Genomic DNA, 17,439 nt, shown 5'->3' with positions numbered 1-17,439 from the left:
TTATTTTACATTTTCTGAATCAAGGATATAGGACCATTATTTTCTGGAAAAGACATGTGTTAGTTTTTATGACACGTTTAATGCGTTAACAATGCATTGTGACATAATTTTTAATAGGAGAAAACTTACGAGCCGCGTCAAAGGAGGTCTGATATATGAAGAAACAAAGGTTGGTGTTAGCAGGAAACGGCATGGCCGGTATTCGCTGTATTGAAGAAATAGTAAAGCTGAATCGCCACATGTTTGAGATTGTCATTTTCGGAAGTGAAACGCATCCCAACTACAATCGCATTCTCTTATCCTCTGTATTGCAGGGTGAAGCGTCACTCGATGACATTACACTGAACAGCAAGGCTTGGTATGACAAGCACGGGATTACGCTTTACACAGGCGAAACGGTTATTCAAATTGATACAGATCAGCAGCGCATCATCACGGATCGCAAGCGCATCCTGTCGTATGACAAACTCATTGTTGCAACAGGCTCCTCCCCTTATATTCTGCCTATCCCCGGGGCAGACAAAGAAGGCGTCTATGGATTTCGGACAATAGAAGACTGCCAAGCGCTGATGGAGATGGCCAAGCACTATCAAAAGGCGGCGGTGATCGGAGCCGGCTTATTAGGACTGGAGGCTGCAATCGGTTTACAGCGGCTCGGCATGGATGTCAGCGTCATTCACCACTCCGCCGGCATTATGCAAAAACAGCTCGATCAAACGGCAGCGCGGCTGCTGCAAACGAAGCTGGAACAAAAAGGCTTAACCTTTCTTTTGGAGAAAGACACCGTCTCCATATCCGGCACCACGCGGGCAGACGGAATCCATTTTAAAGATGGCGCTTCACTAAAAGCAGACCTGATTGTGATGGCGGCTGGCGTTAGACCGAATATTGAATTGGCTGTATCCGCTGGAATCGAAGTGAACCGCGGGATCATCGTGAATGACTGCATGCAGACAAGCGAACCTAATGTCTACGCCGTTGGCGAATGCGCCGAGCATAACGGAACGGTGTACGGATTGGTGGCACCGCTTTATGAGCAGGGAAACGTTCTCGCCAAACATATTTGCGGCGTTCCATGTGAGGGATATCAAGGCTCAGCCTCAGCTGCAGCATTAAAAATAGCTGGAATTGATGTGTGGTCAGCAGGAAAAATCCAAGAGGATGAACACACGACGAGCATCAAAATCTACGACGAACAAGCAGGAGTTTATAAAAAAGCGCTTTTTGTAGATGACAAACTGGCCGGCGTTATTTTATTCGGAGACACCCGTGACAAGCAGTGGCTTCTCGACAGCCTGCTTAAACAACGAGACATCTCCATTGTCAAAAAGCAGATCATCGAACCGGAGACAAGCGGCACTTTATTTGAATCCATGCCTTCCAGTGAAACGATTTGCCAATGCAACTCAGTGACGAAAGGCGCGATTGAAGACGCGGTGCACACGAATAGCTTAACAACTGTTGAGGAAGTCAAGCACTGCACCAAAGCATCAGGCTCCTGCGGAGGGTGCAAACCGCTCGTTGAAGAACTCTTGAGATATATGGCCAGCAGCGAATATACGAAGCCCGCCGGCACACCTTCATTTTGCGGCTGCACCGATTTTACGGAAGACGACATCATCGCTGAGCTTCAGCGCAGGCCATTCACTGATCCGGCAGAAGCAATGAACAAGCTTGGGTGGAAAACGAAAAACGGATGCAGTACTTGTGTTCCTGCGATTCAATACTACCTGGAAATGCTGTACCCAGGGTTTGTTCAGCCTGAGCCAGCCGCTGAAGACACATGCATTCTGATCCCGCAAATGTACGGCGGGCGGACAAACGCGGAGCAGTTAAGAAACATCGCCAACATCATTGAGGCATACAGCATCCCTGACGTATCCATCACTCACAGCCAAAGACTGAAGCTTTCGGGGATCAAATCTGCGGATCTCCCGAACATAAAAAAAGACCTGAAGATGCCCGTTTCCACCAATGAACTCCGGCACACGCTGCAAAGCATCAAAGCATGTACATGCGGGCAAAATCGATTGATTCAGCAGCTGGCAGCCCAAATCGAAAGACACCTTGAGACGCTTTCCTTCCCCGCTCCCATTTCTATCAGCTTATCATGTGAAACAGACTGCACCGATGCCGCCCTGCAGGATGTCGGCGCGATTCGGACACAAGCTGGCTGGGACATTCACTTCGGCGGCGTCCGGGGAACCCACGCCCGTTCCGGATCCCTGTTTTGCGTGACAGACAATGCAGAAAAAACTGCCGGCATGATCAAAGGACTGATCCAGTATTATCGTGAAACAGCTCATTACTTAGAAGCCGTTCATCAGTGGATGGACCGTCTCGGAATCGTTCATATCAGAGAAGTGCTATTTGAAGAAGACCTAAGGACACAGCTGCTGGAAAGCCTTCATACAGACCTGTCACTGATTCAAAACCCGACTGTAGAGGCGGGCTCATATAAGAAAGGATGAGGCATTTTGACCGAACGACTGCTTAGATATTTCCGCGATAAACAGCAAGACATCCAATCAGAAAAAACGTATGACACCCAATGCCCGTTTTGCAGCATGCAGTGCAAAATGCAGCTCGTGGAACAAACCATCGTCACACGGAAAAAGTACACAGCGATTGGGATTGACAATCCTACGACACAGGGCCGTCTCTGCATGAAGGGCATGAATGCTCACCAGCATGCGTTGAACTCCTCTCGCATCACCCGCCCGCTGCTAAAGAAAAACGGCGAATTTATGCCTGTTTCTTGGGAAGAAGCACTGAATTACATCAAAGAACAAGTGACAACGATCCAAACAGAACACGGCCATGACGCCATGGCTGTATACGGAAGCGCCTCGATAACAAATGAAGAGGCGTATTTGTTGGGGAAATTCGCACGGGTGGGCTTACAGACAAAATACATTGACTACAACGGGAGGCTTTGTATGTCCGCCGCCGCAACCGCAGCCAATCAAACATTCGGCGCGGACAGAGGCCTAACGAACCCCTTGTCAGACATTCCCCACACCCGCGTGATCATTCTGGCCGGCACCAATATTGCGGAATGCCAGCCTACAATGATGCCGTATTTTGAAAAAGCGAAAGAAAACGGAGCTTACATCATTGCCATTGATCCGCGTGAAACAGCGACAACAAAAATCGCCGATCTTCATCTAAAAATCAAACCCGGCACAGACGCCGCCCTTGCCAACGGTCTCGTCAAAATCATCATTGACGAGCAGCTCATAAACGAGGATTTCATTCAATCACGAACAAATGGATTCAAAGAGCTGAAGCAGCATACTGACTCGTTAAACTTGAATGACATCGCTGAACAGACGAGTGTCCCGCTGGCGCATATAAGAAAAGCTGCTGTAAAGTTTGCCAAGGAAACGTCCGGCATGCTGTTTACAGCCCGCGGGATTGAACAGCAAACCGATGGAACAGCGGCTGTGAAAGGCTTCTTAAACATGGTGCTGATCACAGGAAAAATCGGCAAACCTTACTCAGGTTACGGAGCGATCACCGGACAAGGCAACGGGCAAGGTGCAAGAGAGCATGGCCAGAAAGCCGATCAGCTTCCGGGCTACCGATCTATTGAAAACGAGCAACACCGGGCACATATTGCGAAAGTGTGGGGAATTCATCAGGATGATCTGCCGCGAAAAGGTGTCTCAGCCTATGAAATGATGGGAAAAATCCATGACGGCGACATTAAAGGACTGTTCCTCATGTGCTCCAATCCTGCTGTCTCCAGCCCAAATGCGCATCTCGTGAAAAAAGCCCTAAGAAAACTAACATTTTTTGTCGCAATCGATTTGTTTATTTCAGAGACTGCGGAATACGCAGATGTGATTTTGCCAGCCTCCTCTTATTTAGAAGATGAGGGCACCATGACAAATGTAGAAGGACGCGTGACATTAAGAGAAGCAAGCCGGCCATGTCCCGGCGAAGTAAAGCATGATTGGCAGATCATTTGTGATCTCGCATCCGTTCTCGGCAAAGGCCGCTACTTTTCTTATACGTCAGCGGAGGATATTTTTAATGAATTAAGAGAAGCGAGCCGAGGAGGGATCGCCGATTATTCAGGCATCACATATGAGAGGCTAAGACGTGAAGGCGGCATTCACTGGCCATGTCCGGAACCTGATCATCCCGGAACCGGGCGCTTGTTTGCAGAATCATTTGCTCATCCGGAGCAAAAAGCGGCATTAAGTGTAATTCCAAATGAACCGCCTGTTCCAAAAGAGAAGCCGACAGCCGATTATCCGCTTTATTTAACGACAGGCCGCGTCATGTCTCACTACTTAACAGGCGTTCAAACAAGAAAAAGCGCCGCCCTGGCCGCGAGACATTTTGAATCGTTTATGGAAATCCATCCGCAAACAGCAGCGACCTACAATATCGAGGACCGTGTACTGGTAAAAATAGAATCTCCGCGGGGAAGCATCACCGTCCGCAGCAAATTATCAGAACAAATCAGAAAGGATACCGTTTTTGTTCCCATTCATTGGGCAGACGCTCAAAATGTGAATGATTTAATCGGGGAGGCCTTAGATCCAGCCTGTAAAATGCCCGGTTTTAAGGTATGCGCCGTCCGAATCAGACCTATTTAAATTTTTCATAAAATTTTTAGAACTTTTCGTATATTTTGTTACATTTTATAACATGTATCTTAAATATTCCTTTTTGCTGTGCTACGCTGGAAAAAACATTGATAAGGAGCGGATCATCTGATGGGAAAAAAACAGCTAGTTCTTGTTGGTAATGGAATGGCCGGGGTAAGGGCCATTGAAGAGATACTGAGTGTTGCTAAAGACGAGTTTCAGATCACAATTTTTGGTGCCGAACCGCATCCCAACTATAATCGAATCCTTTTGTCAAAAGTGCTTCAAGGCGATACAGATATTAAAGATATTACGTTAAACGATTGGGACTGGTACGAAGAAAACAACATTCAATTGTATACAAATGAAACGGTCATCAAAGTAGATACGGAAAACAAAAAAGTCATCACAGACGCAGACAGAATCCAGCCTTACGACGAATTGATTCTGGCGACAGGCTCTGTCCCTTTTATCCTTCCGATTCCGGGCGCAGACAAAAAAGGCGTCACAGCTTTCCGGGATATAAAAGATACAGACACAATGCTCGCCGCGTCAAAACAATATAAAAAAGCAGCCGTCATCGGCGGAGGACTTCTTGGTTTGGAAGCCGCTCGCGGACTGCTGAATCTCGGCATGGAAGTATCCGTCATCCACCTCGCCCCATTCCTGATGGAGCGCCAGCTTGATGCAACGGCAGGACGCCTGCTGCAAAACGAGTTAGAAAAACAAGGGATGACCTTTTTACTTGAAAAGCAAACCGAAGAAATTGTTGGTGACGATCGTGTCGAAGGCCTCCGTTTCAAGGATGGCACAAGCATTGAAGCTGATTTGGTCGTCATGGCTGTCGGCATCCGCCCAAATACAACGCTCGGGGCCGAGAGCGGCATTCCGGTCAACCGCGGCATCATCGTCAACGATTATATGCAGACGGAAATCCCGCACATTTATGCGGTCGGCGAATGTGCTGAGCACCGCGGAATCGCCTACGGGCTTGTGGCGCCACTTTATGAACAGGCAAAAGTGCTGGCGAAGCATATTTGCGGCATCGACACAAAACCGTATGAAGGTTCCGTTCTCTCCACACAGTTAAAGGTATCAGGCGTCGAAGTCTTCTCTGCCGGTGACTTTAACGAATCAGAGGAGAAAAAAGCGATTAAAGTCTTTGATGAGCAGGAAGGCATCTATAAAAAAATCGTCCTGAGAGGCAATCAAATTGTCGGTGCTGTTTTATTCGGCGACAGCAGCGAGGGCAACCGCCTGTTTTCTATGATTCAAAAAGAAGCCGATATCTCTGAAACCTCAAAAATATCAATCTTACAGCCTCTCGACCAAGAAGCAGGCACAAGCATTACCGCAGCGATGAGCGACGATGAAATCATCTGCGGCTGCAATGGCGTGTCAAAAGGTACGATTATTCAAGCCATCCAGGAAAAGGGCTGCTCGTCAACGGACGAGATCAAAGCATGCACCGGTGCATCCCGTTCATGCGGAGGCTGTAAGCCGCTCGTAGAAGAAATCCTCCAGCATACGCTCGGATCAGACTTTGATGCGTCAGCGCAAAAAGAAGCCATTTGCAGCTGCACCACATTGTCTAGAGATGAGGTCGTAGAAGAAATCAAAGCCAAAGGGCTGTCACATACAAGAGAAGTCATGAATGTGCTCGGCTGGAAAACGCCAGAAGGCTGTTCCAAATGCCGCCCGGCTCTGAACTACTACTTAGGCATGATCAATCCAACCAAATACGAGGATGAACGAACATCCCGCTTTGTTAATGAACGAATGCACGCCAATATTCAAAAAGACGGAACATACTCAGTCGTTCCCCGGATGTACGGCGGCGTGACCAACTCTACAGATTTGCGCAAAATCGCTGATGTCGTCGACAAATATGAGATCCCGCTCGTGAAAATGACAGGCGGCCAGCGAATTGATCTTATCGGAGTGAAAAAAGAAGACCTTCCGAAGGTATGGGAAGATCTTGATATGCCATCAGGCTACGCGTACGGAAAGACACTCCGGACAGTAAAAACATGCGTAGGCGAGCAATTCTGCCGCTTCGGCACACAAGACTCCATGGCACTGGGCATTGCACTTGAGAAAAAATTCGAAGGGCTGAACACGCCTCATAAAGTCAAAATGGCCGTGTCTGCCTGCCCGCGAAACTGTGCGGAATCCGGCATTAAGGACCTTGGCGTAGTCGGCATCGACGGAGGCTGGGAGCTTTATGTCGGCGGAAACGGCGGAACCCATTTGCGTGCCGGCGATTTGCTGATGAAGGTAAAAACAAATGAAGAAGTGTTAGAATACGCAGGCGCTTACCTGCAATATTACCGGGAAACTGCAAACTATCTGGAGCGTACATCCGCATGGCTTGAGCGCGTCGGTTTATCCCATGTCCAGTCCGTGTTAAACGATCCGGCAAAGCGACAGGAGCTGAACGACAGAATGAATGAAACACTCTCTGTCCACAAGGATCCGTGGAAAGACTTTTTAGAGGATAAACAAACCTCTAAAGAATTATTTGAAAATGTCGTCACCACATCATAATGACAAAAACAAACATTAAGGAGGAATGGACATGGTAAACAAAGACGTAACAAAAGTATGTATCGGAAAAATTGGAGAATTGCCTGAACAATTAGGCAAAACAGTGTATATTGAAGATAAGGAGCTTGCAGTCTTCAAGCTTTCAAACGGAAGCATCCGCGCCATCGAAAACCGCTGTCCGCATAAGGGCGGCGTTCTGGCAGAAGGCATCGTCAGCGGCGAATATGTTTTTTGCCCGATGCACGACTGGAAAATCTCCTTAGAAGACGGAATCGTTCAAGAACCTGACCACGGATGCGTCAAAACATACGAAACGCTGATCGAAGGAGAGCATGTTTATCTCGTATATTGATCAAAAGACCGGATCACTTTTCTAGTGGTCCTTCATTTTTTACAGTGACGGAAGGATGACATGATCATGAAGAACGGAATCGTATATTTCGTGGGAGCCGGACCCGGCGACCCAGGCCTGCTCACCATCAAAGGAAAACAGGCGCTCGAAGAAGCAGATGTCATTTTATATGACCGGCTCGCCAACCCGAGGCTGCTCGAATTTGCATCACCGGACTGCCAGTTTATTTATTGCGGAAAACTGCCAGACCGCCATTTTATGAAACAAAAAGAAATTAACGCCCTGCTGGTTGAAAAAGCATTAAATGGGTCAACCGTCGTTCGCTTGAAGGGCGGAGATCCGAGCGTATTCGGCAGAGTCGGCGAGGAAGCGGATGCTCTTCATGAGCACGGCATTCGCTATGAAATGGTGCCGGGAATCACCTCTGGAATTGCAGCGCCTCTATATGCAGGCATCCCCGTCACGCATCGGGATTTCGCATCGTCTTTTGCCATGATTACAGCGCATGATAAATCATTAAAAGGCACGCCGAACCTTGACTGGGAAGGGCTTGCCCGAAGCGTTCAAACCCTTGTTTTTTACATGGGTGTCAAGAACTTGTCTTATATTTGCCAGCAGCTCATTTCATACGGAAAATCGCCTTCTGTCCCTGTCATTGTCATCCAATGGGGAACGTGGGGCCGCCAGCGAAGTGTGAAAGGAACGCTTGAGAACATTCAGCAAAAAGTTCAGGAGCACCAGATAACAAACCCTGCGATTATCGTCATCGGAGATATCGTTAACTTTCAAACACACAGCTGGTTTGAAAGCAAACCACTTATCGGCCGGCATATGATGATAGTCACTCATGGCGAGGATGAAGACCCACTTGCAGACAGGCTGCGTGATTCCGGCGCCGATGTCATCGAATGGCCCAAGTGGCGGACTGAAAATATGCCCGTCAATGAAGACATTCTTCGAAAGATCGGCAGCTTTGAAGACATACTTTTCACATCGCGCCGTGCGGTTTGTGAATTTTTCAAAGCACTGGCTTCTAAGAAAATCGACATCCGCCAGCTGACAGCCCGACTGAGTGCAGCAACTGAGCAAGCAAAGGCGGAGCTTGAAAAACGGGGTTTTCTTGTCACCGCCATTCAGCCTGATTCAGAAAAACGCCTTGTTGTCGGGAGCCGCCCTGCAGTGGAAAATGTCCAGACGCATGAGTCCAGTTCGTTTTATATCACTCATGAAAACGTCATAGACGACCGGTTCACCCACATGATTCAGCGTACCATCAGTGAATCCCCGTTGCACATGGTCATTTGCCCGAACAAGCTGTCCGTTCAGCAATTGATCAGTAATGGACAACAAATTGGCATTTCACCAGAACCATCAGCAAGCCGCCCCCCTATCGTCTGCATAGGCGATGATTCGGCTGCCGGCGCTTATGGATTCGCAGCCGTCAAAGCACAGGATGAATTGTTTGCTTTCATCCACAATCAACAAGCGGAAAAAAAACTCCTTCACAGCTGATGGCTGGCAGCCCTTTTTTCAAGGGCTGTTTTATTTATGCACCAATTTTTTATGATGGGTTGAATACATCGCCATATTCTCAGCCTTAGGGTCCAAATAAGCCTTAGCGCTGTTGACCGCTGTCGGGCCTTCGGTAAAGCCGCCGGCAATCAATCTCAGCTTGCTTTCATAAAAAGCCGCGTCCCCTGCCACAAAAACGCCCGGAAGATTCGTCCGCATATGTCTGTCTGCTTTCACCCTGCCTTCTTCAATCTCCAGCCCCCACTCCTTCATCGGCCCGAGATCAATTTTGAAGCCATGATTAATGATCAGTTCATCAACCTCTATCTCTTCCCTCTGGCCAGTCTCCGTATGGCAAATCGTCACTTTTTGGATGCGCTCCTCATTGCCGCTCAGCTGCTCCAGACGATAAGGCGTCAGCACTCGCACCGATGATTGCTTCATTTTCGTCACACTGCTTTCCATTCCTCCGAATTCCTCGCGGCGATGAACGACAGTCACAGACGCCGCAATCGGTTCCAGCTCATTGGCCCAATCGACGGCAGTATCCCCGCCGCCTGAAATCACCACGCGCTTCCCTTTAAACGCATCAAGCTTCTCCACTCCATAATGAAGATTTTTGCCCGCGTACCGAGTTGCATCCTCGCTGTCAAACTCATTGACCTCAAGCGTGCCCATGCCGCAAGCCAAAATCGCAGTTCTTGTATAGTGCTTTTCCCCTTCAGAACCTGTCAATACAATGGTGCCGTCATTCAGGCGTTCAAACCCGGTCACACGCTGATTCAATACGATATCAGGATCAAACGTTGCCGCCTGCTCCTTCAGCTGCTCGATCAGCTGCTTTCCCGCAATCCCCGGTATGCCGCCGATATCGCGAATGATTTTCTCAGGAAAGAATAAAGACACTTTCCCTCCGAGCTTCGGCAAAAATTCGATTACCTTTGTTTTCAGCTCCCGCATCCCGCAGTAAAAAGCAGTAAACAGCCCAATCGGCCCCCCGCCTATAACCGTAACGTCATATACCTCTTGATTCTCAGCCATCCGTCCTGCCTCCCGTTCACATCTATATCAACAACTTTAATTGAGAATGAATATCAATACAAAGTATATCATATTTCAAGGGCCTTTGTTTATTCATTTCTTCTCCTTGTGGTCAATTGTTGAAAACTCTATAATAGGCAAAAAACAATTGGGTGAAACAAATGAAAAGACGAGTCGAAACAATCACTATCGAAGGCCGTACACTAGAATATTCTGTGACAGGCAAGGGCACCCCAATCCTTGTCATGCATGGCGGGCATTCAAATTGTTACGAGGAATTCGGGTACACAGCACTGATTGAGCAGGGGTATTCCATCATTACGCCTTCAAGGCCCGGCTACGGACGAACGTCAAAAGAAATTGGAAAAAGTCTTGCCAACGCCTGCCGTTTCTATGTGAAATTATTAGATCATTTACAAATCGACAGTGTCCATGTGATCGCCATCTCAGCAGGAGGGCCGAGCGGCATATACTTTGCCTCACATTATCCGGAAAGAGTAAACACTTTGATCCTGCAATCCGCGGTCACAAAGGAATGGCTTACCCCCAAAGACGCGGAATACAAAGTCGGAAGAATCCTCTTCCGTCCGCCGCTGGAAAAGTGGATATGGAAGCTGATTTCTTCTTTGAATAACGCCTTTCCGCGTTTGATGTTTCGTGCTATGAGCCCACAATTCAGCACGCTTCCGTTTCAGCGAATCAAGTCCTTGATGGATGAAAGCGACATAGAAGCTTTTCGAAAAATGAACAGCCGGCAGCGCTCGGGTGAAGGATTTCTTCTTGACTTGTCACAAACAACCGCTGTCTCTTCGAAAGAACTGCAAGCCATCATTTGTCCCGTGCTGATTATGCAAAGTGTTTATGATGGATTTGTCGACTTGTCACATGCACATCATGCAAAAGAGCACATTCGTGACGCCGCCCTCTGTTTGCTTCACTCATGGGGGCACCTGATTTGGCTCGGAAAAGAAGCTGCAGAAACAGACAGTATCCTACTCGGCTTTTTGGAATCCTAACCAAAGTGAAACGATCCTTTCCTCTCCTCCGTCAAACAAGCAGTGCCTTTTTTTCTGGTATCATAAGAAAGGCAGCTTAACATGAGCGGAGGTTTTATTGTGACAGCACAATCATCTTTTCTTCAGCTGAATTCTATTTTTATCAGCATTTTAATAGAAGCCATTCCGTTTATTCTGATTGGCGTCATACTTTCCGGAATCATTCAAATGTTTGTTTCTGAAGAAATGATTGCAAGAATCGTGCCGAAAAACCGTTTTCTCGCCGTTTTATTCGGTGCGCTGGCCGGCGTTTTATTTCCCGCCTGCGAATGCGGCATCATCCCGATTACGAGGCGGCTTCTATTAAAGGGAGTTCCTCTGCATGCGGGCGTTGCTTTCATGCTGACCGCGCCTATCATTAATCCTATCGTTTTATTTTCTACTTATATTGCGTTCGGGAATAGATGGAGCGTGGTCTTTTACAGAGGCGGACTGGCTCTCGCCGTTTCGCTGATCATCGGGGTCATCTTATCCTATCAATTTAAGGATAACCAGCTTTTAAAGCCTGACGAACCCGGGCACCATCATCATCACGGTACCTTGCTCCAAAAGCTGGGCGGGACCTTGCGTCATGCCATTGATGAATTTTTCTCCGTGGGGAAATATTTAATCATCGGCGCCTTTATCGCAGCAGCCATGCAGACGTATGTCAAAACATCCACTTTGCTTGCGATCGGGCAGAATGATGTATCCTCTTCCCTCGTGATGATGGGTCTGGCATTTGTCTTGTCGCTTTGTTCAGAAGTTGATGCATTCATCGCGTCTTCCTTCAGCAGCACATTTTCATTAGGATCGTTAATCGCCTTTCTCGTCTTTGGGGCAATGGTGGATATTAAGAATCTATTGATGATGCTTGCGGCCTTCAAAAAACGATTTGTTTTCCTGCTGATTACATACATTGTCGTGATTGTTTTAGCAGGATCACTACTGGTAAAGGGGTGATTGGGTGTTTCGTCTATTGGTGCTGATGGGATTTACGTTTTTCTTTTATCATCTGCATGCCTCAGGAAATCTAACAAAATATATCAATATGAAATATGCCTATCTTTCATTTATTGCGATCTTCCTGCTTGCCATTCTGACCGCCGTCCAAGCATATCTATTTATCAAGTCGCCTGAAAAAGGCGGGCATCACCATGACCATGATTGCGGGTGCGGCCATGATCACGAGCATGACCATGAGCAAAACAAACCATTTTATCAGCGGTATTTGATTTATATCGTTTTTCTTTTTCCTTTGGTGTCAGGCATTTTCTTCCCGATTGCAACGCTTGACTCATCGATTGTCAAAACAAAAGGGTTCTCGTTTAAGGCAATGGAGAGCGGAGATCATTACTCCCAAACACAGTATTTGCGGCCTGATGCCAGCCTTTATTACGCGCAAGACAGCTATGACAAACAGATGAAACAGCTGTTTAATAAGTATTCCAGCAAAAAAGAGATTTCTCTGACCGATGATGATTTCCTAAAAGGAATGGAAACCATCTATAACTATCCGGGTGAATTTCTCGGACGGACGATTGAATTTCATGGATTTGCGTACAAAGGAAACGCCATTAACAAAAATCAGCTGTTCGTGTTGAGGTTTGGCGTCATTCACTGTATCGCTGATTCCGGCGTGTACGGGATGCTTGTGGAGTTTCCGAAGGACATGAACATCAAGGATGATGAATGGATTCAGATTAAAGGCACTTTGGCCTCAGAATATTACCAGCCATTCAAATCAACTCTCCCTGTTGTGAAAGTAACCGATTGGAACACCATTAAAAAGCCTGATGATCCGTACGTTTACAGAGGATTTTAAATGAAGACGAAACCAGTACAAGTACTGGTTTCTTTTTTATTTCTTTTTCATCAGCATCAAATCGAGATAGAGCTGGCACCGCGTTCTGAAATCGCTTAAATCGATCGACGTCATCTCAGTAATCTGTTTGATGCGGTAATTCAATGTATTTTGGTGAATAAAGAGCTGTTCTGCCGCTGGTTTTGTTTTGCAGTTGTTGAGGAGATAGATTTCCAAGGTTTTGAGCAGCTCAGTGCTGCTTTCTTCGTCTTTCGCTTTTAATAAAGCCAAATCCTTATTCTCGTATTCTAGAAATTCGTTTTTTTGTTCAATGCTTTCTAAATAGCGATAAATGCCGAGTTTGGCATATTCATATGGAATGTTTTCCTGATTGCCGGTGATTTCTGCGGCTTTGATGACTTCGAGTGCTTCTGTGTAGCTCTTGCCAAGCTTGAGAAGGTGATTATATTCGTTTCCGATACCGATATAAATAGGGGTAGGTATTTTTTGAAAGTGAAAATGTGTTAACAGCTTGTTAATAAATTCAGAAGCTGCTGAGGAGACGGAGCTTTTTTGGGAAAAACTCGCTACGACGATGACAATATTTGATTCGATCGTTAAGACATGACTGACTTTATCCCGTAAATTCAGGTACGACCTGATATTTTCCTTTAAATCCTCAACCGCTTCCCCATCCCCATTTGCGGCGTGCAGGATAACAACTGAAAACATGGAAGGCAGCACGGTGTTGATCTTTTCAGCTTCCCTTCTGAGGTCCTTCTCAGAGGTGAATTGCTGATAGATCGCCCGTTTGATGAGATCCTCTGCTTTTTCTTCCTTTTCCTGTTTCAATTTGTTCGTTTTATAAATGATTTTCCCGACATGAAAAGAGGTCTCATACAAAAAGTCGAGCTCTTCTTCCGTCAGATTTTGGTCCAGCTCCTGAACCCAGATGTAGCCCATGACTTCCCCTTTGTGCTTTGCACTCACGACCACCCTCTGGTTTAACCCAATGCTTTCAATTTTATTGACGCGAAAAGGCTCAGGTTCTGTTTTCAGTCTTTCAATGATTCCGTCCTTCAAAAACCTCTCAAAAATCTGAACCGGACATTTTTTTGAGAAAATAGTCTGCTGGTTGGCAGAGTCAAAATGGTTAATATAGTAAGAATTATAGGCTAACAAAAAGAAATCCGCGCTTTCCAGGATGACTGGTTTTTGCAGTTCATAACTGATAAAATCAATCAGCTTATCAACATCTGAAAATGAAAAAACTCTCTCTAAAAGCTCTTCCATACCTTTTTCTCCTATACTTTTTTTACTTTAATCATATCCATACGGGGGCTTTTTGTATAGAAAAAAATACGTTTGTTTCCAAAAGAAAAAAATGGCCGCTTAAAAGGAGAAAAGAGGAAAAAGGGATAGCCCCTTCCTCCTCCTTTCGATCTTTATTGTGACATTGTATCTTGGTAGTCTTTAAACTGGTCTTCGACAGCTTGTGACGGAGCCTGCGTCAAAACACTGACGATAAAGACAGATAATAGACTCGCAGCAAAACCAGGTATGATTTCATACAGAAAGTCCGAAAGACCGGCATTCGCCCAAATGATTACAGTTGCTGCTCCCACAATCATGCCGGCGAGTGCCCCCCATTTGGTCATTCGTTTCCAAAACAGACTGAGCAGCACAACCGGCCCGAATGATGCACCGAAGCCCGCCCATGCATAGCTTACCAATCCAAGGATTGTATTATTTTTCTCCCAAGCCAGGAATAATGCGATGACAGAAATCACAAGCACAGCCATACGGCCCAAAAACACCAGCTCTTTATCAGAAGCTGAGCGTCTGAACATCGACTTATACAAATCTTCTACCAGAGAGCTTGATGTCACAAGCAGCTGGGAAGAAATTGTGCTCATAATCGCGGCCAAAATAGCTGAAATCAGAAAACCTGTGATAATCGGATGGAACAAAATATTACCTAATTGAATAAAAATCGTCTCAGGATCCTTCAGTGTCATGCCATTCTGATGGTAATAAGCGATTCCGCCCAAACCGGTCAGCACAGCGCCGACTGCCGACAAAATCATCCAGCCCATTCCAATTCTGCGTGCTCTTTTGATCTCTTTTACGGACGTTATCGCCATAAAACGCACAATGATATGCGGCTGGCCAAAGTAGCCCAAACCCCAGGCAAACAAAGAAATAATGCCAAGGACACTTGTTCCTTTGAAAATATTAAACATATCTGGATCAACAGAGCGGATTTCAGTAACTGTTTCACTTGCTCCTCCCGTATGGAAAAACGTAACGATCGGAACAAGGATGAGTGCGGCAAACATAATGATCCCCTGAACAAAATCTGTCCAGCTGACTGCCAAAAAGCCGCCAAACAGGGTATACGCCACAACAACACCAGTCACAACCCACAAGCCTGTATGATATTCCATCCCCAAAATACTGTTGAATAAAACGCCGCCGGATACCATTCCAGACGAAACGTAAAATGTGAAGAAAACTAAAATCACAATCCCTGAAAATAGTCTCAGCAGCTTCGAATGGTCTCCGAAGCGATTTTCAAGGAACCCGGGAATTGTGATGGAATTCCCCGCTTGTTCAGTATAGGTTCTCAGCCGAGGCGCAACATAGAGCCAGTTCGCCCATGCCCCAAGGCAAAGTCCGAACACAATCCAAATACCGCTCAGACCTGTTGAAAACATGGCGCCCGGGAGACCCATCAGCAGCCAGCCGCTCATATCGGCAGCACCGGCACTGAGAGCGGTTACGGCCGGACCCAAAGAGCGTCCTCCAAGCATGTAATCCGTCAGATTCGACGTGCGCTTGTAAGCAAAGTAGCCGATCAGCATCATCCCCGCCATATAAATACAAATCGAAATAATCAGCTGTATGTTTTCTATGGCACTTCCTCCTCTTTTTTATGGTATATGGATGAAATGGACATCCCCGCAGGGAGGATGCCCATTTAGTCCCGCTTTAGAACATTTCACTGATTGTTTTTGCTTGCATATGCAGTGCCAAGTAATCCGGACCGCCTGCTTTTGAATCCGTTCCGGACATTTTGAAGCCGCCAAACGGATGGTAGCCGACGATAGCACCTGTACAGTTGCGGTTGAAGTATAGGTTTCCAACATGGAATTCCTGTTTCGCACGCTCAATGTGCTTGCGGTTGTTTGTAATCACCGCGCCTGTCAAACCATATTCAGTATTGTTTGCCACTTCTAAAGCTTCATCAAAGTCTGACACTTTACAAAATGCAACGACAGGCCCGAAAATTTCTTCCTGCATAAGTCTTGCTTTCGGATCAAGGTCAGCGAAGATCGTCGGTTTGATGAAGTATCCTTTCGAATCATCACCAGTGCCGCCGCTTACTAAACGCCCTTCCTGTTTTCCGATCTCAATATAGCTCATAATTTTATCATAAGAACCTTGGTCAATGACAGGTCCCATATAAACATCTGCACTGTCAGGTTTAGCAGTTACTTTTGATTCCGTAATTTCAATGACACGCTCTAATACTTGATCATACACTTTTTCATGGACAACTGCACGTGAACCTGCAGAACATTTTTGTCCGGCAAAGCCGAATGCAGATGTGAAGATCGATTGAGCCGCTAATTCAATGTCCGCATCCTCGTCGACAACAACCGTATCTTTACCGCCCATTTCAGCGATGACACGTTTTAAATGCTGCTGGCCCGGCTGAACTTTCGCCGCGCGTTCGAAAATTCTCGTGCCAACTTCTCTTGATCCCGTAAATGTGATAAGGCTTGTTTTCGGATGGTCAACAAGATAGTCGCCTACTTCTGCTCCGCTTCCAGGAACAAAGTTGACTACGCCTTTTGGCAATCCGGACTCTTCAAGCACCTCAACAAATTTTGCTGCAATAACAGGTGTAGCACTCGCAGGTTTTAGAACCACTGTGTTTCCAGTAACGATCGGCGCCACTGTTGTTCCTGCCATGATCGCAAACAAGAAGTTCCACGGCGGAATAACAACTGTCACTCCAGTCGGCGTGTATACATATTGGTTTTTCTCGCCTTCACGGCTGTTGACCGGTTTGCCTTTTGCCAGTTCGATCATTTGGCGTGCATAATACTCCATGAAGTCAATCGCTTCAGCCGTATCTGCATCCGCCTCATTCCAAGGCTTTCCTGCTTCTTTTACAAGCAAAGCAGAAAATTCATGTTTTCTTCTGCGGACTTTGGCAGCAGCGCGGAACAGGACAGCCGCTCTCTCTTCAGGAGATGTGTATCTCCACTCTTCGAATGCTGTCGCAGCCGCTTGAATCGCTTGCTCAGCGTGCTCTTGAGAAGCTTTTGACACTCGGCCGACTACTTCTTCTTTATCAGCCGGGTTGATTGAAACGATTTTCGCTTCTGTTTCTACCCTCTCGCCGTTAACGACAAGCGGATAGTCTTTTCCTAAATATTCGCTTACTGTTGCAAGCGCTTTTTTAAACGCTTCCACGTTGTTTTGGTCTTGGAAATTTGTGAATGGCTCGTGTTTATAAGGTGTTGTCATGATAATCTC

The 17,439-nt window shown here is 46.6% G+C and carries 12 protein-coding genes; 8 read left to right on the top strand and 4 right to left on the bottom strand.

Annotated features, from left to right (window positions below; translation table 11 throughout):
* Window positions 1-155: 155 nt before the first annotated feature.
* From nirB to cobA, 5 genes are all read left to right on the top strand, one after another.
* Window positions 156-2,471 (top strand): nitrite reductase large subunit NirB, encoded by a 2,316-nt coding sequence (gene nirB, locus C1T29_RS02160; RefSeq protein ID WP_103749815.1) that lies wholly within the window; start codon window positions 156-158, stop codon window positions 2,469-2,471.
* A gap of 6 nt (window positions 2,472-2,477) precedes the next feature.
* Window positions 2,478-4,610 carry an assimilatory nitrate reductase catalytic subunit NasC gene (gene nasC / locus C1T29_RS02155; protein ID WP_103749816.1) on the top strand — a complete coding sequence of 711 codons (2,133 nt, stop codon included), beginning with the start codon at window positions 2,478-2,480 and terminating at the stop codon, window positions 4,608-4,610.
* 120 nt (window positions 4,611-4,730) lie between these two features.
* Entirely contained in the window at window positions 4,731-7,148 is a 2,418-nt protein-coding gene (nasD, locus tag C1T29_RS02150; RefSeq protein WP_103749817.1) for an NADPH-nitrite reductase, read from the top strand.
* A gap of 31 nt (window positions 7,149-7,179) precedes the next feature.
* Window positions 7,180-7,500, top strand: coding sequence for a nitrite reductase small subunit NirD (gene nirD / locus C1T29_RS02145; protein WP_014662717.1), 321 nt, complete (start codon window positions 7,180-7,182; stop codon window positions 7,498-7,500).
* A 60-nt stretch (window positions 7,501-7,560) separates the two neighbouring features.
* A complete protein-coding gene (cobA, locus tag C1T29_RS02140) occupies window positions 7,561-9,012 on the top strand; it encodes a uroporphyrinogen-III C-methyltransferase (protein ID WP_103749818.1) in 1,452 nt (483 codons plus the stop codon).
* A 30-nt stretch (window positions 9,013-9,042) separates the two neighbouring features.
* Here cobA and ffoR read toward each other — a convergent pair whose 3' ends face one another.
* Entirely contained in the window at window positions 9,043-10,053 is a 1,011-nt protein-coding gene (ffoR, locus tag C1T29_RS02135; protein ID WP_103749819.1) for a ferredoxin--NADP(+) reductase, read from the bottom strand.
* 161 nt (window positions 10,054-10,214) lie between these two features.
* Between ffoR and C1T29_RS02130 the strand changes: the two genes are divergently transcribed.
* The 3 genes from C1T29_RS02130 (at window position 10,215) to C1T29_RS02120 (ending at window position 12,912) form a co-directional block, all read left to right on the top strand.
* A complete protein-coding gene (locus tag C1T29_RS02130) occupies window positions 10,215-11,069 on the top strand; it encodes an alpha/beta fold hydrolase (protein WP_103749820.1) in 855 nt (284 codons plus the stop codon).
* 99 nt (window positions 11,070-11,168) lie between these two features.
* Complete coding sequence (locus C1T29_RS02125) at window positions 11,169-12,050, top strand: permease (protein WP_103749868.1); 882 nt, start codon at window positions 11,169-11,171, stop codon at window positions 12,048-12,050.
* 4 nt (window positions 12,051-12,054) lie between these two features.
* Window positions 12,055-12,912 carry a TIGR03943 family putative permease subunit gene (locus tag C1T29_RS02120; RefSeq protein WP_095431222.1) on the top strand — a complete coding sequence of 286 codons (858 nt, stop codon included), beginning with the start codon at window positions 12,055-12,057 and terminating at the stop codon, window positions 12,910-12,912.
* Between the two features lie 36 nt (window positions 12,913-12,948).
* Here the strand turns inward: C1T29_RS02120 and putR are convergent, their stop codons facing one another.
* From putR to pruA, 3 genes are all read right to left on the bottom strand, one after another.
* The gene (putR, locus tag C1T29_RS02115) at window positions 12,949-14,184 is read right to left on the bottom strand and encodes a proline utilization transcriptional regulator PutR (protein ID WP_103749821.1); all 1,236 of its coding nucleotides are present in this window, start codon (window positions 14,182-14,184) and stop codon (window positions 12,949-12,951) included.
* Between the two features lie 152 nt (window positions 14,185-14,336).
* Window positions 14,337-15,758, bottom strand: a complete 1,422-nt coding sequence (putP, locus tag C1T29_RS02110) for a sodium/proline symporter PutP (RefSeq protein WP_231516563.1) — start codon at window positions 15,756-15,758, stop codon at window positions 14,337-14,339.
* A 124-nt stretch (window positions 15,759-15,882) separates the two neighbouring features.
* Window positions 15,883-17,430, bottom strand: a complete 1,548-nt coding sequence (gene pruA, locus C1T29_RS02105) for an L-glutamate gamma-semialdehyde dehydrogenase (RefSeq protein WP_103749823.1) — start codon at window positions 17,428-17,430, stop codon at window positions 15,883-15,885.
* Between the last annotated feature and the right edge of the window lie 9 nt (window positions 17,431-17,439).

The organism is Bacillus sp. MBGLi79, from assembly GCF_002953915.1.
This window is presented reverse-complemented; position numbering and strand designations above follow the sequence as displayed.